General features: G+C 57.8%; 17 protein-coding genes. 6 read left to right on the forward strand and 11 right to left on the reverse strand.

Annotated features, from left to right (window positions below; genetic code table 11):
• Positions 1 to 4: 4 nt before the first annotated feature.
• Positions 5 to 1,270, reverse strand: a complete 1,266-nt coding sequence (locus ATK06_RS02650; protein WP_098388795.1) for an aspartate kinase — start codon at positions 1,268 to 1,270, stop codon at positions 5 to 7.
• A gap of 972 nt (positions 1,271 to 2,242) precedes the next feature.
• Between ATK06_RS02650 and ATK06_RS02655 the strand changes: the two genes are divergently transcribed.
• Both ATK06_RS02655 and leuA read left to right on the forward strand, forming a co-directional pair.
• Positions 2,243 to 3,097 (forward strand): DMT family transporter, encoded by an 855-nt coding sequence (locus ATK06_RS02655; RefSeq protein WP_048379736.1) that lies wholly within the window; start codon positions 2,243 to 2,245, stop codon positions 3,095 to 3,097.
• 250 nt (positions 3,098 to 3,347) lie between these two features.
• Complete coding sequence (gene leuA / locus ATK06_RS02660) at positions 3,348 to 5,186, forward strand: 2-isopropylmalate synthase (protein WP_048379737.1); 1,839 nt, start codon at positions 3,348 to 3,350, stop codon at positions 5,184 to 5,186.
• A gap of 53 nt (positions 5,187 to 5,239) precedes the next feature.
• Here the strand turns inward: leuA and ATK06_RS02665 are convergent, their stop codons facing one another.
• Positions 5,240 to 5,509 carry a type II toxin-antitoxin system RelE family toxin gene (locus ATK06_RS02665; RefSeq protein ID WP_048379739.1) on the reverse strand — a complete coding sequence of 90 codons (270 nt, stop codon included), beginning with the start codon at positions 5,507 to 5,509 and terminating at the stop codon, positions 5,240 to 5,242.
• 21 nt (positions 5,510 to 5,530) lie between these two features.
• Entirely contained in the window at positions 5,531 to 5,785 is a 255-nt protein-coding gene (locus ATK06_RS02670) for a hypothetical protein (RefSeq protein ID WP_048379741.1), read from the reverse strand.
• Positions 5,786 to 6,369: 584 nt separating this feature from the next.
• On the opposite strand from ATK06_RS02670, the gene ATK06_RS02675 reads away from it, so the two are divergent.
• From ATK06_RS02675 to ATK06_RS02690, 4 genes are read left to right on the forward strand one after another with little or no spacing between them, the layout of a single operon-like run.
• Positions 6,370 to 7,521 (forward strand): DUF4231 domain-containing protein, encoded by a 1,152-nt coding sequence (locus ATK06_RS02675; protein ID WP_143341380.1) that lies wholly within the window; start codon positions 6,370 to 6,372, stop codon positions 7,519 to 7,521.
• Positions 7,518 to 8,615 carry a DNA polymerase III subunit epsilon gene (locus ATK06_RS02680; protein ID WP_231913574.1) on the forward strand — a complete coding sequence of 366 codons (1,098 nt, stop codon included), beginning with the start codon at positions 7,518 to 7,520 and terminating at the stop codon, positions 8,613 to 8,615. Before ATK06_RS02675 ends, ATK06_RS02680 begins: the two co-directional genes overlap by 4 nt.
• 10 nt (positions 8,616 to 8,625) lie before the next feature.
• Positions 8,626 to 9,873: a MurT ligase domain-containing protein gene (locus tag ATK06_RS02685; protein WP_048379747.1), complete on the forward strand. Its 1,248-nt coding sequence runs from the start codon at positions 8,626 to 8,628 to the stop codon at positions 9,871 to 9,873.
• On the forward strand, positions 9,870 to 10,571 hold the full coding sequence (locus ATK06_RS02690) for a type 1 glutamine amidotransferase (protein WP_098388797.1): 702 nt from the start codon (positions 9,870 to 9,872) through the stop codon (positions 10,569 to 10,571). Before ATK06_RS02685 ends, ATK06_RS02690 begins: the two co-directional genes overlap by 4 nt.
• A gap of 83 nt (positions 10,572 to 10,654) precedes the next feature.
• On the opposite strand, the gene ATK06_RS11035 is transcribed toward ATK06_RS02690, so the two are convergent.
• The 8 genes from ATK06_RS11035 to ATK06_RS02725 form a co-directional block, all read right to left on the reverse strand.
• Complete coding sequence (locus ATK06_RS11035) at positions 10,655 to 13,876, reverse strand: SpaA isopeptide-forming pilin-related protein (protein ID WP_143341381.1); 3,222 nt, start codon at positions 13,874 to 13,876, stop codon at positions 10,655 to 10,657.
• 20 nt (positions 13,877 to 13,896) lie between these two features.
• Positions 13,897 to 14,700 (reverse strand): LPXTG cell wall anchor domain-containing protein, encoded by an 804-nt coding sequence (locus ATK06_RS11040; protein WP_111704127.1) that lies wholly within the window; start codon positions 14,698 to 14,700, stop codon positions 13,897 to 13,899.
• Positions 14,701 to 14,702: 2 nt separating this feature from the next.
• Positions 14,703 to 15,494, reverse strand: a complete 792-nt coding sequence (locus ATK06_RS02700; RefSeq protein WP_408608302.1) for a class C sortase — start codon at positions 15,492 to 15,494, stop codon at positions 14,703 to 14,705.
• Between the two features lie 211 nt (positions 15,495 to 15,705).
• Positions 15,706 to 17,106 (reverse strand): SpaH/EbpB family LPXTG-anchored major pilin, encoded by a 1,401-nt coding sequence (locus ATK06_RS02705; RefSeq protein ID WP_231913597.1) that lies wholly within the window; start codon positions 17,104 to 17,106, stop codon positions 15,706 to 15,708.
• A 606-nt stretch (positions 17,107 to 17,712) separates the two neighbouring features.
• The gene (recR, locus tag ATK06_RS02710) at positions 17,713 to 18,369 is read right to left on the reverse strand and encodes a recombination mediator RecR (protein WP_048379750.1); all 657 of its coding nucleotides are present in this window, start codon (positions 18,367 to 18,369) and stop codon (positions 17,713 to 17,715) included.
• A 62-nt stretch (positions 18,370 to 18,431) separates the two neighbouring features.
• Positions 18,432 to 18,770, reverse strand: coding sequence for a YbaB/EbfC family nucleoid-associated protein (locus ATK06_RS02715; RefSeq protein ID WP_048379752.1), 339 nt, complete (start codon positions 18,768 to 18,770; stop codon positions 18,432 to 18,434).
• Between the two features lie 48 nt (positions 18,771 to 18,818).
• On the reverse strand, positions 18,819 to 20,942 hold the full coding sequence (locus tag ATK06_RS02720) for a DNA polymerase III subunit gamma and tau (protein ID WP_098388798.1): 2,124 nt from the start codon (positions 20,940 to 20,942) through the stop codon (positions 18,819 to 18,821).
• A gap of 85 nt (positions 20,943 to 21,027) precedes the next feature.
• Positions 21,028 to 21,597: a suppressor of fused domain protein gene (locus tag ATK06_RS02725; RefSeq protein WP_098388799.1), complete on the reverse strand. Its 570-nt coding sequence runs from the start codon at positions 21,595 to 21,597 to the stop codon at positions 21,028 to 21,030.
• Positions 21,598 to 21,606 lie beyond the last annotated feature (9 nt).

Consider the following 21,606-nt stretch of genomic DNA (forward strand, 5'->3'; position numbering starts at 1 on the left):
GGTTTTAGCGGCCGGTTCCGGCGTAGACGATAGCTTCTTCATCGCCGCCGAGCTGGAAACGCTCATGCAGCGCCTGTGCCGCCTTATCCAAGTCACCCTCGCGGATGAGCACGGAGATACGGATTTCAGAGGTGGAGATCAGCTCCATGTTCACGTCGACGTCACGCAGTGCTTCAGTAAAGTCTGCGGTCACGCCCGGGTGCGACTTCATCCCTGCACCGATGAGCGAAACCTTGCCCACCTGGTCGTCGTAAAGCACATTCTCCCAGGAGCCTTCAGTCTGCAGACGACGCAGCAACTCCATGGCGCGCGGGCCGTCCTCGCGCGGGCAGGTGAAGGTGATGTCCGTGGTGTTGTCCTTCAGGGAGGACACGTTCTGGAGCACCATATCAATGTTGATTTCAGCGTCGGCGACGGCGCGGAACACCTTTGCCGCCTCACCCGGAGTATCCGGGATACCCAGGACCGTGATCTTGGCTTCGGTCTTATCGGTAGCAACGCCAGTCAGTACTGCTTCTTCCACAGGAATATCCTCCATCGATCCGGCAACAAGAGTGCCAATGTCATTACTATACGAAGACCGCACACGCAGCGGCACATTCCACGCACGCGCATACTCCACACTGCGCAACATCAGAATCTTCGAACCCACAGCCGCGAGCTCCAACATTTCCTCAAAGGAAATCTTGTCCAGCTTCTTAGCATTCGGCACGATGCGCGGGTCCGCGGTGTACACACCGTCGACGTCCGAGTAAATCTCACACACGTCAGCGTTCAGCGCCGCCGCCAACGCCACCGCCGTAGTATCCGAACCGCCACGGCCAAGAGTGGTGATGTCCTTCGACTCACGGTTCACGCCCTGAAAACCAGCGACGATACAAATCTTGCCCTGGTCCAGCGCCTCCTGGACGCGGCCCGGAGTAACCTCCACGATGCGGGCATTACCGTGACGTTCCGTAGTGATCACGCCGGCCTGCGAACCGGTGAAAGACTGAGCATCCGCACCCAGGGAATCAATTGCCATCGCCACCAGCGCGTTGGAGATACGCTCGCCGGCGGTCAGCAGCATGTCCATCTCACGAGCCGGCGGAACAGGACTGACTTGCGCTGCTAGGTCGAGCAGCTCGTCGGTAGTATCCCCCATCGCAGAGCAGACCACGACGACATCGTTGCCCTGCTTCTTGGTGGCGACAATACGTTCAGCAACATTGCGAATACGTTCGGCGCTCTCTAGCGAAGAGCCTCCATACTTCTGCACGACCAGAGCCATCGCGGCCAGCCACCTTTCGTTCTGTACACATTTTAAGCCTCGAGATACCCACAAACGCGCCTCAGAAATGCCGCTTCTCGACGACCAGATGTTGATATGCGTTTTATCTCGTTGTTTTACGCTTATTTTGTCTGGCTTTATGTTGTTTTGCGACGTTTTCACAAGGGTGCTCACTCATGAATATCTCAGTCTGTACCCCAAAACACTACCTGCACAGTTCTGTGACGAAAACTTATGGGTGACGATTGTGAAAAATTTGACAGAAGCGTCCCACGGCGCGGGATTGCGGGGCGCGGGGGCGGGGGGTGAGCGGGGCGTGGTGGCGTGCATATTTATGAGCTGCGGTTAACTTGCCAGGTCGCGGACGATCACCGGGACACGTGCGACCTGCGATATTAAGGCCAGCTCGTAAATATGCAAACCACGCATGCGTGCAGACCGCATTTTCTGTTAACCCTGTGGCTGGAGTTATCTTTCGTGTGAATATTTAGTGCGCATCTTGTATACGCCAGGTCGCGAAAACTGGGGTCGCAACCGCGACCTGGCGTATACAAGATGTGAGTCAAGGATGTCAGTCAAGGATGCGAGTCAAGAACTCACCTGCTCTTCTGCAAGCGCAACACCGCCGAGCCGAACGGGATTAGTCAGCCCGGCACCCCGCGCCGGTCCATTCCTGCCCACGCCTCCTCCAGAAAACACGCGAACCAGGACGAGGCGCGCGAGCGCGCCACGGATCATCCCATCCGGTGGGATTACGGCAGCTTCAGGCACCACCTCCAGGCCAACGCCGCCCTACGAAAACGCTAGCCTTACGAGCCATACTTAATATCCCAGGTCGCACGCTCCCTGCCAGCCAAGCGCGACCAGGCATGTTAACCGCAGCTCGTAAATATGCGCGGAAGCAGATAAGACCTGGAACGCAGACGCCAAGCCCACCACATCAAACCTGACCAGCCCCTGTATGGTGGACGCGTGCATAATAATCTCCTCGCTATCGTGTTCGCGCTGCTTTCAGCACTCACGATTGCTTGGGGTACCGTCGTCCGGCATCGCATCGCCGAGGAATCGCCCAACGATGGTTCGCTCGAAGGCTCTCCGCTGTGGCGCGCGGTGTCGCGGCCGTTGTGGTGGGCTGGCACGGGTACTGCGCTTTTGGGGTATGGCTTGCAGATTGTGGCGTTGGGGTTCGGAACGTTGCTGGTTGTGCAGCCGATTTTGGTGCTTTCGCTGATGTTCACGATTCCCTTGTCGGCGCGGTATAACGGCACGAAGGTCTCTCAGGTGGAGGTGTTTTGGTCGGCGGCGTTGACGGCGGCGGTCGCGATCTTGGTTTTGGTCGGCCGGCCGACCGCGGGTGATCCGTTCCCGCCGCTGCGTCTGTGGTTGATCGCTCTTGGGGTTGGGGCCATCGTTATGCTGGGACTTATCCGGCTGGCCCGCCATCTCATGCGCGGTGAGCGCGCTCTTCTTCTGGGGATTGTGACGGGTGGAATTTTTGGTTACGTGGCATTGCTTTCTAAAGCTGTCGTAGATATTGCGCTTAACGACGGCCCCTTCGCCCTGCTTACCACCTGGGAGGGATATGGCCTAGTGGCTGGTGCTGCGTTGGGGACGATTGTCCAGCAGTATTCGTTTAATGCGGGGGCGTTGCGCAAGTCGTTGCCGGCGATGACCGTGACCGAGCCGCTTGTGGCCTTCGGTTTGGGTTATGTGGTGTTGGGCGAGAGTTTCCAGGTGTCCAGTTGGGGCGGGTGGCTGGTCATGGCATTAGCTGTGGTGACGATGGTCTTGAGTACGTTTGCGTTGTCGCGGCGTTCCGTCGGTTAGCAATTCCCAAAGTGTGGGATATTCTTCCTCCCTTTTGAAACGCCGGAAGTGTGAATACGCTACACTGTTAGTCATGTTCACGCGGTCGAACCTCCTCCTACTGAGCCGCGGCGGGAACTAACCAGGTCAGACACGGCCGGCGCCCCGTCGCGGTCTTTGTGCATGCCGGTCGTGGAAGCGAAAATTACCTGCACCCGACCGCCTAGAAGGGGCGAAATCGGGGGTAGGACAACCAAGTTAGGAAACTACAATGTCCCCTCAGAATTTCACTGCCCCTCGCGAAATCCAGACCCCTAACGGTCCACGCAACCCAGGCCAGTCGCCGCATAATAAGCAGAAGGGCTCCTCCATGCCTTTCCAGCGTTACCGCTCCTACGCGGAAGAGGTGCAGGACTTCTCCCTGCAGGACCGCACCTGGCCGGACAAGAAAATTACGCAGGCACCTATCTGGTGTGCGGTTGACCTGCGCGACGGCAACCAGGCCCTGATTGACCCGATGAGTCCAGAGCGTAAGCGTCGCATGTTCAACCTGCTGGTCAAGATGGGTTATAAGGAGATTGAGGTCGGCTTCCCGTCGGCGTCGCAGACGGACTTCGACTTCGTGCGTGAGATCATCGAACAGGACATGATCCCCGACGACGTCACCATCCAGGTCCTGGTACAGGCACGCGAGCACCTGATCCGTCGCACGTTCGAGGCGTGCGAAGGCGCGAAGAATGTGATCGTCCACTTCTACAACTCCACCTCTATCCTGCAGCGCCGCGTGGTGTTCCGGAAGAATAAGGAAGAGATTAAGAAGCTGGCTACCGACGCCGCCCACCTGATCAAGGACATCGCGAAGGATTACCCGGACACGAACTGGCGGTGGGAATACTCCCCTGAGTCCTACACCGGCACCGAGGTCGAGTACGCCGCCGAGGTGTGTGACGCGGTCGTCGAGATCATGGAGGCCACTCCGGAGAACCCCATGATCATCAACTTGCCGTCGACAGTAGAGATGATCACCCCGAACGTGTACGCAGACTCCATCGAGTGGATGGACCGCAACCTGAAGAACCGCGAATCCATCCTGATCTCCCTGCACCCCCACAATGACCGCGGCACCGGTGTGGCGACGGCCGAACTGGGGTACATGGCCGGCGCTGACCGCATCGAAGGCTGCCTGTTCGGCAACGGTGAACGCACCGGCAACGTCGACCTGATCACGCTGGGCCTGAACATGCTCACCCAGGGCGTTGACCCGCAGATCGATTTTTCTGACCTGCCGACGATCCGCGCCACCGTCGAATACTGCAACCAGCTGCGCGTACCTGAGCGCCACCCATACGGCGGCGACCTGGTCTTCACCGCGTTCTCCGGCTCGCACCAGGACGCGATCAACAAGGGCCTCGACGCGATGGCCAACGAGGTCAAGCCGGGCGCGAACAACACCGAGGTCTCCTGGGAAGAACTGCGCGACACGATTTGGGAGGTCCCGTACCTGCCAATCGACCCGAAGGATGTGGGCTCCGACTACGAGGCTGTTATCCGCGTGAACTCCCAGTCCGGCAAGGGTGGTGTGGCATACGTCATGAAGACGGACCACGGCATCAACCTGCCGCGCGCACTGCAAGTCGAGTTCTCGCAGGTTGTTCAATCCGTCACCGAGGCAGAGGGCGGCGAGGTCACTTCGAAGTCCATGTGGGACATCTTCGCCAGCGAGTACCTGGACCGTGCCACCCCACTGGAGCTCGTTTCCGTGGACTTTGATACCCCAGACCGTGCCGACGGCCAGTACACCGCCCGCGCCCGCGTGCGCTTCAACGGTTCCGCAACCGACATCGAAGGCACGGGCAACGGCCCTATCGCGGCATACACTAACGCACTGGAATCGCTGGGCATCGACTTTGAGCAGCAGGATTACCAGCAGCAGTCCCGTTCCCGCGGTGACGACGCCGAGGCCGCCTGCTACATCTACGCCGACATTAACGAATCCGCGGCATGGGGCATCGGCATCGCAGGATCCACGACCTGGGCTTCGGTCAACGCCATTAATTCCGCAGTTAACCGCGCCCTCACCCCAGAGACTGCGGTGGCTCGCGGTATCTAAAGGCCTTCTTGATTCTTAAATAGGATCCTCGCAGTTTGGCGACTGCGAGGATCCTATTTTTGATACACCTCCCTACGGTGAACAAGCCGCAGCACGAGGACCCGTAGCTTCCCATCCCATATTTCGTACACCACTCGGTAATCCCCTACGCGGATTCGATAGAGGTCTGCGGCGCCTTTAAGCTTCTTAACACCCGCTGGTCGTGGATCGTGCGCAAGAGATTCAACTGCTGAAACAAGCCGCTGTTGCGTTGGCTTATCCAGCTTGCGCAAACTCTTAGCTGCAGAGGGCTTGTAGGCAATCTGGTAGAGCTGATCTGTCATCAGTACGAAGTGCTGTGCAGGCTAATCCAACCCGAGCTCCCTCTTCAGGTCATCGTGGGTTATTTCGCCAACTTCGTTTCGCGCTAGCTCAGCGGCACGTATATCAATCTTGTCTTCGAGCGCTTCGACCGCTTTGGCGAAGAACTCCGGTGAAACGACAACTGCCCGGGTCCTTTTACCGCGGCTCATAATTGAGATTGGGGTACGTTGGGCCTCTTCCAGGAAACGGCTTTGCTCTTGGCGGAATTGGGAAGAAGTAACAGCTGCAGTCTTCATGCCATTGAGTGTACATCTTGTACATGTCTCACCCGTTTCTCGAGACTCTTCCCAGCATCAGAAACTGCCACCAACTTTCACCACCGGAACCCCTTTCTTACTGCTGAGCACTTAAGCGATTTTGAATAAAAGGCTCGCAAAACTACTTTCTAGCGTGCTACACAAGGAATAGACCTCTGAAAAATCGTGCATCGGCACCCTAGCGATGCCCTTATGAACCGAAAGGCATCTGCAAAAAATGAAAAACAGTAAATTCAAAAACCGCGCAGCCGTAGCTAAAGGAACACTCGCCACACTATTAGGCGTGCTGTTTTACTGTTTCGCAGTTGCACCTATTTTCAAACAAGGCACATATTCCGAAGTAGCCACACACACGTTTCGGACTGTCGGCGCTGGACTGGGGCTAGCAATCGTAGTTATTGGAGGGCTCTGGATTACGGTCCTATCTTTGAAACGTCACTAAGGAGCAACCTGCCCATCGCAAGATTCGCGTCCGTAACCGCGCCCTCACCCCAGAGACTGCGGTGGCTCGCGGTATCTAAAGGTTGGCCCATGGCCGTGCTGGCCGTTCTATGATGGCTAGCATGAGTTTTCAACCGTATCCTCTGGCGTCGTCAGCGTTGGGTGGCGGCGCGGAGGTGCCTTTGTCTGGCGTGAGCCAGGCTTTTCTTTTTTCACTCCTCGGCGAGTCGCGCCTGCGGGTGGATTTGCTGCCGGATCCTGCCCACGGTGGTTTTATTGTTAGCCACAAGCGTGTGCATTTGGGCCGGTTGCCGCAGGAGATGCGTGAGCAGTACCCGCAGTTGGATTATCTGCGTTCGCTGCATCAGGCGCCGCAGGCGGCACTGGCGGTCCGCCTCAATGAGGAGTCGGGTCAGGTTGAGGCCACGGTATCGTTCCCGGCCCCGGGCGCGGTAATGCCGCAGAATATGCCCCCGGAGGAGCCGTGGGCATTACTCCCCGAGGGCCCGCCGCGCCCGCTGGATGTGACACGCGGCGATGGCACAGCATTGCCCCAAGGTGAGGCCCCCGCGCAGTGGTTAGCCCAGGTGAGCATTATCGACGGCACCGTCGTCGCCCTGGTGCAAGGCAAGGTTGTGGGTCCGCTCAGCGCGGAGGATTCGGACGCAACGGCGGGGATTATCCAGCACTTTGAGGCCTTGGGGGTGGTGCCGGTGGCCCGCCTCCTGGACGTCGAGGGCGGTCCGGTTCTCCTGTTGCGCGCGACGGACGAGTGCACGGAGGAAGACCTGGAGCCGGTTGTGGATCCGCTTCCTCGCCTGCACCCATATGAACTGTCGACGGGCGAATTCCCGGCGGTGAGCGTGGGCGAAGATGGCTGGGCGATTACCTTCGATGCGGAGACCGCTGCCACCCCGATTGAGTACGACCCGGATGTGATACTGCGCCCTATCACTTCGCCGTCCCTGTTGGCGATGCGTCCGGACGGGACCCCGGTGAAAGCGCCACAACCCGAACCGGAACCGGAGCCACAGCCCACACCCGAGCCAGAACCGGAGGCCCAGCTCTCAGAACCGGAACCCGCACCGGAGACCAAGAAGAACAACGGCGGTATTGCCCTTATTGTTATTGGGATTGTCCTCATCGCCGTAGGAGTAGCACTTCCTACTTTCGCTACCGGGCTTTCGGCCGTGGTGACGTGGGCCGTGCTGGCGGTAGGTATCGTTAGTGCACTGGTAGGCATCTTCCGTGCTGTGAAAGGATTCAGGTCATGAGCGAACAGGAGCATAAGCCGCGGCGGCGTCGTCGGCGCAGGCGTGGGTCTGGCCGTGGGCGGGCTCGGTCGCATCAGCCGGTGCAGGTGACCCCGGATGAGGAGGTCCCGTTTGTTGTGGTGACGGTGGTTCCTACGGGGATTCATCCGTCGACAAGCAGGCTGGTAGCCGTGGATGCGGTGACGTTCGACGCTGACGGCCAGCCACGCGACGAGTTTTTCGCCGTCCTCAACCCGGGCGGCAAGACGAATCCGGGCCCGACGCATTATCACGGCCTGCAGCCGGAGGAGATCGCGGAGGGGCGGAAGTTTTCGCAGGTGTTGCGCACGCTTGATTCGCTTATCGACGGCCGCACCGCCATCTTCCATTACGCCCCGCGGGGCTGGGGCTTTGTGGTCTCGGAGGCGCGCCGTGCGATGAACGCGGCGGCGCGAGCGAACCGGTCCCGCAAGCGGTCGGGTGGTAATCATAAGACGCAGAAGGTTGGCCATGTGCCGCAGCCAGTTGCGGTGGTGGATACGTTGGCATCTGCGCGTCGTAGTGGCGTGGTGCTCACGGACACGCGCCCGGGCGCGGTGGCCCACGCGGTGGGTGTCCCGGCGGCTTCGCCGGTGGCGTCGGTGGAGCGTGCTGCCCGCCCCGCCGCCGAGACCGCGCGTGAGGCGACGTTGCTGGTCTTTGAGCTGTACAAGTATTTCCGGGGGCACGGGACCGTCGTGAAGCGGGACCCGCAGACGCTCAAGGGTGACCGGTTTGGCCTGCAGCGCTCCGAGATCCGCGTCGATGCGCATGGCGCCCCGCGTCAGGGTGAGAACCCGGGGCCGTATGTGCCGGGCACGGAGTTGAAGCCGGGCATGGAGTTTGTGGTCGCGCCGGAGGTAGAGATTGATCCGAACGAGCTCATCGCGGCGGGCACGAAGGCGGGCCTGAACTATGTGGAGAAGCTGTCGCGGGAGACGTCCGTGGTGGTGACCAACTCCACCGCCGCCGGTGAGCTGCGCGGAAAGGCGATGCATGCGCATCGCAAGGAGATCCCGCTGATGGGCGACACGGCGTTTATGGCAGCGATCCGGCGCATGGAGCCTACAGAGTAATATCGGCGCCATGAGTTTTCTGCAGACAGCACGCACGAAGTTGGCCGTGACGGCCGCGCGCGCTGCCACCGCAGCGTCCCGTGCCACGGGTCGCGGCGCCGGCGGCATGATCGGCGGCTTGGTGGCCCAGGCTATCGACCCACACCTGATGGAAGGTCTCGCCGGCCGCCCAACCATGCTGGTCACGGGCACAAACGGCAAGTCGACGACCACGCGCATGCTGGTCGCCGCACTGCGCACCCAGTTCACGGTGGCTACGAACGACGGCGGCGACAACATGGACGCCGGCATCATCTCCGCCCTGCTGGCTGATCAAGCTGCGGACCGCGTTGTCCTCGAGGTCGATGAGCTGCACGTGGCGCACGTCGCGGACGCGCTGCACCCGGAGGTGCTGGTGCTACTGAACCTCTCGCGGGACCAGTTGGACCGCGTCGGCGAAATCAATGCGATTGAGCGTTCCCTGCGCGGGGCAGTAGAAAACCACCCGGACATGACCGTGGTGGCTAACTGTGACGACCCACTGATCGCCTCCGTGGCGTGGGATCACCCCAAGACCGTGTGGGTATCCGCGGGTGCAGGCTGGACCGGCGACGCCGTGACCTGCCCACGCACCGGCGGGCCCATCATCCGCGATGGCGCGCACTGGTACTCCCCGCTCTCCACCGAGGAACACGGGGAGGCTGGTTTCCAGCGCCCCGAACCCGCCTGGGCTGTCGACGCCATGGCGTTGCACACCCCCACCGGCGATGTGGAGTTGAACCTATCACTTCCCGGGAACGCGAACCGTGGCAACGCCGCCCAAGCACTCGCCGCCGCGACCGTTGCCGGCGTACCGGTTACCCAGGCGGTGCCCGCAGTCGAGGCCGTGGACAACGTGGCCGGCCGCTACTCCACCATCGACTTCGAAGGCCGCCAGCTGCGTTTGTTGCTGGCCAAAAACCCGGCAGGCTGGCAGGAAGCCCTCTCGATGCTAGACCGGAGCGCACCCGGCGTCGTCATCGCCGTGAACGGGCAAGTCGCTGATGGTGAAGACCTGTCCTGGTTGTGGGACGTCCGCTTCGAAGACTTCGAAGGCGTGAACGTGAAATCCGCCGGCGAACGCGGCACGGACCTCGCCGTGCGCCTAACCTACGGCGGCATTGCACACGAGCACTTCACCACCCCCATCGAGGCGATCCGCGCCTGCCCGCCCGGCCGCGTCGACGTACTGGCCAATTACACCGCGTTCCGCGACCTGAAGAAGGAGCTTGAACAGTGATCCGCATCGGTCTTGTCCTCCCCGACGTCCTGGGCACCTACGGCGACGACGGCAACGCACTCGTGCTGCGCTCCCGGGCCCGTATGCGCGGCCACGACGCCGAAATCGTGCGCATCACCCTGGGCGAACCCGTACCCGACGACTGCCACGTCTACACCATCGGCGGCGGCGAAGATGCAGCCCAAGTCCTGGCCGTGCAGCACCTCCGCCAGGACGGAACCCTGCGCGCCCTCGCCACCTCAAAGCCAATCCTGGCGATCTGCGCCGGCTTCCAAATCCTGGGCCACAGCTTCCACGCCGGCGGCAAGGTGGTCGAGGGTTTAGGGCTTATCGACGCCACCACCTCCCCCCAGGACAACCGCGCCATCGGAGAACTCATCACGGACCCCGCACACGTGGACGGTCTTACCGAACCCCTGACCGGGTTCGAGAACCATCTCGGCGCCACGGTCCTGGGCCCTGGTGCCCGCCCCTTGGGCAACGTACGCCGCGGCATGGGCAACAACGCCGACGACCAGACCGAAGGCGCCATCCAAAACCAGATTATCGCCACCTACATGCACGGCCCGGTCCTGGCACGTAACCCCCAGTTGGCGGACCTGCTGCTGGCCCGCGGTATGGGCGTGGAGCCTTCCGAGTTGGAGCCCCTGGATCTGCCGGAGGTCGCGGCCCTGCGGGCGGAGCGTCTGAAGGCGTAGACGGCATACAAAGGAGGGCGGGGCTGTCGCTTGGAGCGACAGCCCCGCCCTCCTTTTGGTGGAACTGTGTTGGTTACTACTCGTTAGAACTTACGAGCCGTTTTGCGCGAAGTCATGAACGCTGCACCAGCCGCCAAGACACTTCCGATAATCAGCCAGCCGATTCCGTAACCGCCAGTCTTGGGGAGGTCACCCTTACGGATGTCAGCCACCTGCATAATCGAGTGCGTTACTTCATTCTTATCTACCTTGATAGATATTTCGGGGTACTCGCCAGCACCTCCTTCAAGCCTAATCTCAGGATTGCCGGACTCATTCTTGACCACATCGAAAACGATGGGGCGTGCAAGCAACTGATAACCTGCTGGCGCCAAAGTCTCAACAAGCTCATAACGCTTGCCGACGCCGAGATTTTCAACTCGCGATTTACCATCTGTAATAACTGCGACTTCAGTCCTTTGGTCACCATTTACTTCAAAGAGCGTGAATTCTGCTCCAGAAAGTTGTTCGGGCTGATCATCAAAACTTACTTTTTCGAGTGACAAATCAATCTCCACGGCGACCTTTTCGTTCTCGATGACACAGTTCACGATCCCCCGGAAAGGAACATTAACGCCAAATCCGGGGCGAGAAGCATCGTTGATATTCCGAATTGTGGTGGGTTTGTCTTTCCACTCCGCTTTTCCATTAGTGGTCACATACTGGCGGGTAGTGCACACAGCGTTCTCGCCATTTTGCGGTCGAAGGTTATACCCGTCTTGTTGGTGTTCAACAACCGTTACGGCTTGACCTTGGCCATCAGACTGATTGAGGGTGCGACCATAGCTTCCATCTGCACTGGTCACATCACGAGTCTGCTCAGTAAGCACGCCATCACCGATGAGAACCTGCTTTCCTGAATCGACGGATGTATCAAAGGTCCAGCCTTGTCCTGGGGATTTGATACCGTTTTCGTCATAGACATTCTTCGTGATGTTAATCGAACCAAAACAGTTATCTAGGATGAGGTCACTCAGTTCCTTTACCAGATTTTGGTAACTATCAACAGTAGTTACAGCATCGGGGCTGGATATGTCTGCTGCCATTCTATGGGTGTTCCGAACACCTGCCCGCCAGAGTTCGGGCTGGTTATTGACGATATACTCGGTGCCTTCTGGTTTGTCCCAGATGGCCACAGGCTGGCCATCAGCAAGCAAGTCACGTACCCATTCCTGTTCATTTGGAGTATAACTGGGGTAACCGTACGAATTGGTTGGCCAAGTAGACGGATCTTTCTTACGTAATTCGACAATGTCGAAGTAGTCGTCTTTCAAGATATGCTCATTGAACGATTCAACGCCAACCATAACCGTTTCAATACGCGTGCCACTGTCTTTCAGACGGTTGGCTTCTGTTACAGCCCTAGACAAGTCACTTTGATTAATCAATTCGCCAGCATCGAATCCAGGATCTGGGTAATCACGGTTACTGGTGGTCGGAATGCCGTCAGTAATGAAATACACTACATCGTATTCACCTGATGGCACCTGTTTCAAACCATCTTCATAGTTGGTGCCGCCTCTACTAGAATTCTCAATTGCACCAACTGCGCGACGCAAATCTTGCACGTCCGATGGGACGTTAAGGTTTTTCGGCGTGGTTGAAACGGCCGGATAGGTGTTTGCTGTCGTTGAGAAGTTATAAATAGCCATGGAGCTACCTGTGCCCTGCAGGGCGTCAATAACAGCAAGGCCAGCATCTCGGCTTGGTTCTAAGCCGCCGGCACGGCGTACCGAGCCTGAAAGGTCAAAGACCAACGCAATTTTTCCACCACAGCGAGGAGGAATGGCAGGGTTTTTCGAAGGGTTTGGTAGCCAGTCCAATTGTTCACGAGGAGTCTCTGGGGCGTTGATTTCCAGCTTTGGCGCATTCCGGTCCAGCCAATGCGGTCCTTCATGCCAAAGATTCACGGCGCAGTTACTGGTTGATTCAGCTATTGGTATGTATGCTTCAACGTCGAAATAACGTGGCTTCCAGCCCTCCTTTGAATCGTAGCTACCTGCGAAATATACGCGCTTCATCGGTTCGCGAAGATCAAAAAACAGACTATTCCCGGAAACAGTAACTGTGAAGTCAGAATCTGCGCGCAATTCGGTCCAACCAGATTCGTCGCCACCATAGCGAAGGCGCAAGCGAGGATCGTTTAGAGCTACCTTTTGTGCGAGGTTACTTACATTATTGACTACTACTTCAACGACATCTGTTTGTCCGCGCTGTTTCGTAGATTGGTACTGATCCCAATATGTTCGCGAATACAGAACTCCACCAGCATAAGTACACTTGTCATCGACTCTATCATTGGGGATTTTTACGAAATTTGACGGACTAGTGGGATTCCCCTCGGCAGGTGCCTCATATTCGTTCCACAAGGAAACTTTACAGCCACTTGCTCCGCCTTGAATCGGCAGATGCGCTTCGACATCATACGACACAACGTTCGCTGGCGGGCGCATTTTTGTCGTTTTTAAAGCGAAAAATACTGAATTCCCGCTGGCAAAAACAGTGTAATCTACTCCATTTTGCAGCTCTTGCCATCCGTCTCCTTGGCTACCAAAGCGAAGCTTGAGTCGAGAATCAGAAACATCTAACTTAGAAGGGACGTCAACATCGTTGACATCGACCTGTACGACATCCACGCCCCCGTTAGCCAATGCGGAAGATGTGTTATCCCACCAAGTTTTCGCAACAACTACGCCACGATTTGAAGAGCAGGAATCCCAAGTCCTCGAAAGTGGAATTTCGCGGTAACTGCCAGAATGAAGCGGGTTACCTTGTGTTGGAGGAGTTACTGGTCCGGACGAGATCGGCTGGCCCTGCATCGTTGCTTTCAGGTTAGATGGCTGTTGGCCTTGCCCCCATTCGATGACGATAGAGCTGTATGGCTGTACTTCCACACCGCCTGGGATCGACACAGTTAATGTCTTACCGCTAACAGACATGTAGGATATTGGATAATCGACGCCATCAATTGTTAACTTTCGGAGCTTTTCATTCGACCTAGCCGCGAAGTTAACATTACTGGTTAACGTAAGTTTACTCATATTCATGGAAGTACTTGGTTGCATTTCCACAACAAGCTTCCCTACATTCCTATTGAGGTATGAATTAGTAATCTCAACAGGCTCAGTAGAGGTCTGTGCTACAGCAGTAGCGGACCTCCCTACTTTTTGGCTTCCATTTCCAGCAGCTGGTAAAAGTGAAAAAACGAGTAGCAGCGAAAAAGTTGCTGCAAGAGCCTTCACCGCAGTCGATTTCAGCAAACTCAACGTTATAGTCCTTCTCTTCATTATTTACTTCCCCTAGCACGTCGTATAGCCAAACCACCGAACATAACCATGATGAGACCAATCACGATAATTCCGAGAACTGATGCTCCGGTCTCAGGAAGCCGACCTGTACCGGGTTTGTCAGGCGTGGTTTCTGTTGTTGGGGGTGGCGTTTGAGAAGTTGTTAGCGGGGGTGGCGTAGGTGTTGGCGTGGGATTAGGATTTGGTATTTCTTTTGGAGGGGTTGGCGTTGTTATACCGTTATCGGATTTCACCTCGATAGTCACCTCATCAAGCCAAGCTCCAGATTTGCTGGTCATCGGGAGCAGCACTAGCAACGGTTTAATGCTCTTGTGCTTCACACCGGGAATGGCAGGTGGTTCAGTTTCAATGAGATATAAGCCAGGCTTCATTCCTTCAAAGCGAGCCTGTCCTTCGGAATCGCTTACGGCACTGCGATATGTCTTAGCAAAGCCAAGTTTCTCGGCCTCCGGGACCGTAAGGCTACGAGCGCGCGAGTATCCATCTTCAGTTCGGACGTCAATTCGATCAATCTGCCGGACCGTAAATGTGTATCCTTCCAACGCACCTGGGGGTAACTCGCCTGTTGGAATATCATCAAAAATATTATTTCGGGGCAAGGTGATTATCAGAGTGGTGTTCCGCTCACCAATCGACCGTGGATTTACAACAGTTCCAGTATTTGCATAACCAGAAATTACACCGACATCAGCTTGTGCCTCCTGTAGGCCCAGACCCACACAACAGCTCACTGTCATAGCCGTGGTTAGGGTGGTAGCAAGCGCATACCGTTGAAGATACATTCTTAAGCACCATCTTTCAGATCCGCCAGCGAACGGAGTTTATCGTTATGTCTTTTCGTGGTCTTGCGCACCCATAGGAATAGCAGAATTCCTATGAGCAACGCTCCCGCCAGCATTGCCCACATCCACCATGCCCACTGCAGTCCACTTGTTTGAAATACTTCCTCTTCAGTGGAATCCATCGGCACGCGTTGAGCTGTTACTAAAAGGCTGTGGCTATTGATGCCGTAAGGTGTGCACGTAATAAGCGTGATTTGGTCTTTTCCGGCTTCGGGGCGCAATGTGTTTGTTTCATGCGGGAGGACTACCCGAATATCGTCGACAACATACTTGAGCTTCTCACCGGAGACCCCCAAATAGATAGCATCACCTTTGACCACATCATCAAGGTTGTCGAACAATGTGGCATTTGTAAGTCCTGTGTGCGCAGTGAGTACAGCATGAGTCCCTTGACCACCAACTGGTAGATCCGAGCCGTAAAGGTGTCCCACGCCTTTCTGAAGCGTTTTTTCACTCGTCCCGTGGTAAACCGGTAAATCTACTTTGATACCAGGAATTACCAAACGCGCCATCACATCATGGGTATCTAATTCTGCCAGATAATTTTGATAATCAGTATTGTCTTCCGATATTCGGTTAAGCCATGGATCAAGAATTGGCCCGTCCGAATGATTCGAATTATAGACCTGCGCAGAAGTATAGCGTTCTTCGAGTTCAGAAGTATTAGCTCCATCTATACTTCTAGTGTATTGCGCGGCCACCCTCATTTGTTCCCAGTTATTTAATTGTGTCACGACTACTGGATACACCAGGAGCACTATAGCAATAAGCGCGAGTAAACACGTGGGAATAAGTTTCTTCGCAAGGGACGCTTGATCGCCATCCCGCTTTTGCCTCTGCGACGTTGATAAAACCATTTCAACCTATCTTGGTGCACCAATTAGCCGTTAAAAAGTCCCTCCCGTCCGCCCTATTAGGGCGGAACAAGAGTGGTGACTAAGGTGTTTAAGCCTTAGCGTTGTTACGACGTGCGACCCAAGCAGCTAGGCCTGCTACAAGAGCAGCCAATGCTGCAAGAATGCCAACACCCATACCACCGGTAAGAGGTAGTTGCGGCATTTCGGAGCGCTTGTTCTCAACCTTTGCGGTGTATTGAACTGGTTCGCTAGTGTTGAGCTTCTCATCGCTCGAGACTAGCTTGAAAGAGATAATGTCTTTCGTAGCCACAAAGCCCTTCGGTGCCTTGGTCTCGACCAAGCAGTAGGTCTTATCGATCGTGCTGCTGTTGTTTTCCACATCGGTCACGTGCAGACCGTCGATGACGACCTTGCCGTCCTCGCCGGTGGTCCACTTATCAGTGCTGCCAACGGTGATCTTGTCGGTTAGCTGAGAAACTTCAGTCTCTGCACCCGTGCAGCGGTAAAGCTCGAATTCAGCGCCTTGAAGAGGAGTTTCCTTGCCTTCTTCGGTCTTGACGATGTTTACCAGACCCCAGTAGGTCTTGACTTTTTCAGACGTGGTTGTCGTCTCTTGGTCCTGGCCTGGGTAATGAATATGCTGACGTGCTTCGTTTACGGCAATACCGTCGGTTCCCGCTACAGGCTTAACCTTTGCGGTGATTGTCAAATCGACGGTGGTCGCAGGTGCGAGTCCGGAGAGCTTCTTCAGGCCATCCTGAGTGAACTTAACCTCAACTTCACCAGTAGCTTGGTTGATGGTTAGATCATAGTCTGCACCATCCGCGATTGCGGTGCCATCCGACAGCGCTACTTCTGCACGAATATTTTCCAGGTTTTCCACATCAAGGGTGTCGGTGATACGGAACGCCTTGAGAGTTTCACCCTGTGGAATTACTGGCACGGTACCCTTAACCAGGTACTTAATGTCGTCACTAACGTTTTGGTCAGCGTCAACTACTTCCTTAGTAATTCCGGATGTAGTGTTTTTCGGCTGAACCGTTACGTTGTAATTCCAACCGTTACCTTCAGAATTCGTGTACGGAAGAGAGACGATGAACGGAGTTGAAGGAGCGACGTCGGCTGCAGCATAAGTCTTCTGAGTGACCGTGTCGGTGACTTCACCTTCAATTGTTTCGGTGAACAGCCAGATGCCCTGGTCGATGGAGGAAGAGCCTTCCTCAAATACCAACTTGCCGTCCGCACCGGTCGTGCCTGTGACAGTGGTCTGTGTGAGTGTAGCCCCGAGCTCTTTATAGTTTGCTGCGGTGAGAGTACCAAGCTTAGCTGGATCAACGTTGTCAACGTTCAGCAGCGTACCAGTGAATGTAGCGCCCTGAAGAGGATTGCCTGTTACGGCTGGATCTGCAACACCAGAACCAGGTCCACCGATCGCGGTCGGGTTGAGACGCTTGTCAATGGTGAGAGTAACCTTAGCATCAGGATCAATTGTCGGGGAAACTACAGAGGGCTGCTGGCTCTGAGCGCTAGCTACAGACCCCCCCCGCTACTAGCGCAAGGCCCAGAACGGCTGCTGCGCTGGCGGAGCGAATATAAGTCGTACGCATGGAATTCATGCTCTTTCTACTAGGTGTGAAGGAATGTCCTAGACTCTATTTCCCTATGTCTCGACGTAACCTATCTCCATCGAGCCTAGGGAAATACCTGGAAAATTATTATTTCCACAGGAAAAGCCGAACACGTAGGCAGCTTACAGCAACATTCCATTCATGTAAAGGTCTGCATCGTTCCTGACTGGGTGAGCAACCCATCACGTGCGAGCTGACATTCAAAATATCAATCTCAAGCTGATGTGGTCCGCGTTCGTACTTAAAAAAACCTTGCTGGTAGTACGCAATGAAACAAGCAACCACAGGGGAATGGTTGTGGTTACCTAGGAGCCCTACAACAGCTAACTGCCAAAGAATATTTTTCGGGCTTTGCTTGAAAAAATATCAATCACAGCCGACGCATAGCTCCTAGACGCAGCTCCATTCACGAGCAATCTTGTCATAGTTTCTTTAATCACATTTCAGCTCGGCGGACATTCCAGTTTTTACAGCGTCAACCGCCCGGACAGGGCGCGGGATAGGGTCAGTTCGTCGACGAACTCCAAGTCCCCGCCCAACGGCATGCCGGACGCTAGTTTGGAGATCTTCAGGTCCGGGAAGTCGCGCAGCAGTCGCACCAGGTACGCCGCCGTGGCCTCGCCTTCGGTGTTGGGGTTCGTTGCGAGGATGACTTCGGTGATGGTGGGGGCGTCGTCGTAAAGCGGGGCCTCCGGGGTGGAATCAGCCAACTCCCGGTCCTGCACAACACCACCAATGCGCTGCAGGAGGGTCGTGATGTTGAGGTCCTTCGGGCCCACGTTGGCCAGCGGGTCCAGCGAGCCGCCGAGCACGTGGTAGCGGCCGGAGTATTCGCCGGTGCGCTCGATGACCTGGATGTCCTTCGGCTCTTCGACCACGCAGACGGTGGCTCGGTCGCGGCTGGAGTCGGCGCAGATGCGGCACACGGCGTCTTGGGAAATGTTGTTGCAGATGCGGCAGAAGGTCACGCCGTCGCGGACTTCGCCGAGTGCCTTTTGGAGGCGGTCGATGTCCTCGGGTTCGACGGTCAGCAGGTGGAAGGCGATGCGTTGCGCGCTTTTCGGGCCTACACCGGGGAGGCGGGAAAGTTCGTCGATGAGGTCTTGAAGTGGGCCTTCAAACACGGTTTCTTCCTTTCGCAACGAAAACGGGGCGCCGGAAGCGCCCCGCAACACGGTTGTAAAGTTTAGCCGAAGAGTTCGCCGAGGCTGCCCCCGCCGAGGCCCTGGGAAAGTGGGCCGATCTTTTCTTCAGCCAGCTTGCCGATCTTCTGGTGGCCGTCGGCAAAAGCACCAACGATGAGGTCCTGCAGCGTCTCGACGTCCTCAGGGTCTACCACCTGCGGGTCGATGGATACGGCCTTGACCTCGCCACCGCCGGACAGGGTGATCTTGACCAGGCCGTTGCCGGCTTCACCGACGAGCTCGGTAGCCATGATCTCAGCCTGTGCGTTCTGCAGCTGGGACTGCATTTCCTGCGCCTGCTGGAGGATCTGCTGCATGTCTGGGAGGTTTGCTTCGCTCATTCTTCAGTACCTTTCTCGGGCGTAAATTTCTTCCAACTAGTGTACCGACTACATCGGCGTAGCGCCGAGCTCCTTGTGCAGAAGGTCCATGGCCACCGACATTGCGTCACGACGGTCCAGGTGGCCCGGCGTCTGCGACTCCTCAATCATCTCCCGGGCCTCCTCCGACTGGTCGAAACTGTCCTCGGGTGGGACGTCCTCGCCGGGCGGTTCGGGCGGCAGGGGAACCTCTTCCGGCTCGCGCGCCTTGTTCTGTCGGGCGCGTTGCACCGCCTCCGCCACGTTGATGCGGCGCCGCGGTGCAGGCTGCTCAGGTTGGGGCGCGGGTGCCGGCTCCGGCTCCGGTGGCTGGGGTTGGCCGCCTAGTTTGGCGGGTTCGCCCCACGTCGGCGCCGGTTCAGGCTCCGGTTCGGGTTCCGGTTCTGGCTGGGGTTCCGGCGTGGGCGCAGGTTTCGGCGCTCGCGCCGCTTGCGTGCCGACGACCACGTGAACCCCAACCTCACGCTGCGCATAATGCGACACCGCCTGCACGATCGCCGCATTATTCGGATCCGCGTTGAGGCGTTCCGCCAACGCGCCCGTGGTGTGCCCCAGCGTCAGCGCATTGTCCGCGAAGTCGAGGACCTTCGCCTCCGCCATCATGATCTCGGCGGTGCGTGCCTTCGTGCCCACTTCACGACGAATCTGCGCCCAATTCTGCGTCACCTTGTCCAGGATTTCTGCGTCAGAAAGCTCCGACGATTCCTGCTTTGGCTCGGGCTGCGGTTCGGGAGCTGGAGCCTGGGGTTCGGGCTCGCGTTGCGGTTGCGGTGCCGGCTGCGCAGGTTCCGGCTCCGGCTCCCGCTGCGGCTGCGCCGGCTGGGAGGCTTGCGCCTGCTGGCGTGCCATCTCGCGGGCTTTCTCCACACGCGACTGTTCCGCACCCGCGGCCGCCTGGCCGGCCTGCTGTTGGGACCTACGCCCATAGACGCGCCCGGAGCGGGCGGCCTTCGCGGCGGGTTCGGAATTCGTGGTGCCCGTCGCTGCAGCGGCGTGCGCCGCAGCCTGCGGAGAGGCCGCAACCGGTGCAGGCGGGGCTGCCGCCGGCTGGACCAGGTGCGCGAACAGGATTTCCAGGAGGAGGCGCGGGGACGTGGCGCCGCGAAGGTCGGTGATGCGGGAGTTTACTTCGTCGGCAAGCCGGGTGATCTGCGGTCCGGTGAACATGGCGGCTTGCTCGCGGAGGATGTCGGCGCGGTCGGTGGGGGCGTCGACGAGCCCGGATTCCAGGGCGTCGGGGACGGCTTGGAGCACCATGAGGTCGCGTAGCCGGTCAAGTAAGTCGGTGACGAAGCGGCGGGGTTCGATGCCTTCTTCGATGACGTCGTCGATGATGGAAAAGAGCGTGGGCTTGTCGACGTTCGCGAGGGCAGTCACGGTGTCGTCGAGAAGCGACAAATCCGTCACGCCCAAAAGCGGCAGCGCCGCCTGGTACGTCAAACCATCCGGGCCTGCGCCGGAAAGCAGCTGGTCAAGGAGGGAAAGAGAGTCGCGGGGGCTGCCACCACCCTGGCGGATGATCAGCGGGTACACCGAATCCTCGACGTACGCGCCCTCCGCCTCAACGGTGCGCTGCAGCAACTGCTTCATGCCCTGCGGCGTGAGCAGGCGGAACGGGTAATGGTGGGTACGCGAACGGATCGTGCCGATGATTTTCTCCGGCTCAGTCGTGGCGAAGATAAAAACCAGGTGCTCCGGTGGCTCCTCCACCACCTTGAGCAGCGCGTTCGCACCCGCAGAGGAAATCATGTGCGCCTCGTCGATGATGAACACCCGGTAGCGGGACTCCGCCGGCGCATAATAAGCCCGGTCGCGCAGCTCACGCATATCGTCGACACCATTGTGCGAAGCGGCGTCCAACTCCGTCACATCCAAATTGCCCGGCCCACCCGGCGCGAGCGACACACACGACGGGCACTGCCCGCACGGCTGCGACGTCGGACCATGCACACAATTCAGCGACCGGGCCAAAATGCGTGCCGACGACGTCTTCCCCGTCCCCCGCGGCCCCGAAAACAAATACGCATGGTTAATCCGCCCACTATCCAACGCATTCGACAGCGGAACAGTAACCTGCTCTTGGCCAACTACCTGCGCAAACGAGGCCGGCCGATACTTCCTATACAGCGACACGCTCTCCACCCTACCGCAGCGGCGCTACGCGCCACTGCGGTAGGGAATTGGTGGACACTGCGGTAGGGAAAGGAGACACCCCGGCCTACAACCACTCCCCGCGGGACCAGTCGTACAGATTCACCTCACGCTCAGCGGCGCGCTGTAGCAACTCCCCCAACCCGTGTTCTTGAGCGAAGTCGTATTCCTCCTTGCGCAGCAGGAGTAACTGCAGCATAAGGGTCATCCGCTGCTCTTCCGGTTCCACGTATTGAGGAACCGGGCCGCCCCACAGCAACGGGGAGATAAGAGCACCGTGGCGCACTGTGAAATCCGCGAAGTCCAAGTTCGCCCGTACCGCCAGGCCGGGCAGGATGGTTCCCGGTTGCGCGGGGAACGCGGTGGCTGCACCCGCGAGCATTCCGGCAGCGGCACGTAACACCACATCAGCGCTATCTGCGCCGGCGGTGGTGACTGTGAGGATCTCGGTGCGCAGGTCGGTGGCGTGGTCGTCGGCACGCACTACCCCGGTGTCTACCTCAGAGAAGTCAGTGGTCACCGCGTATGTCAGCCCGTCCTCGCTGCCGACTGCCAGGCCGAAGTCGGCGCGGGGCGTTTCGGTCAGGGGTACGGGCATAGCGTCCTGGAGCCAGGCCATGCGGGTGTGTGCGTCCACGGTTCTCCT

This window comes from Corynebacterium renale, assembly GCF_002563965.1.
Lineage (GTDB): Bacteria > Actinomycetota > Actinomycetes > Mycobacteriales > Mycobacteriaceae > Corynebacterium > Corynebacterium renale.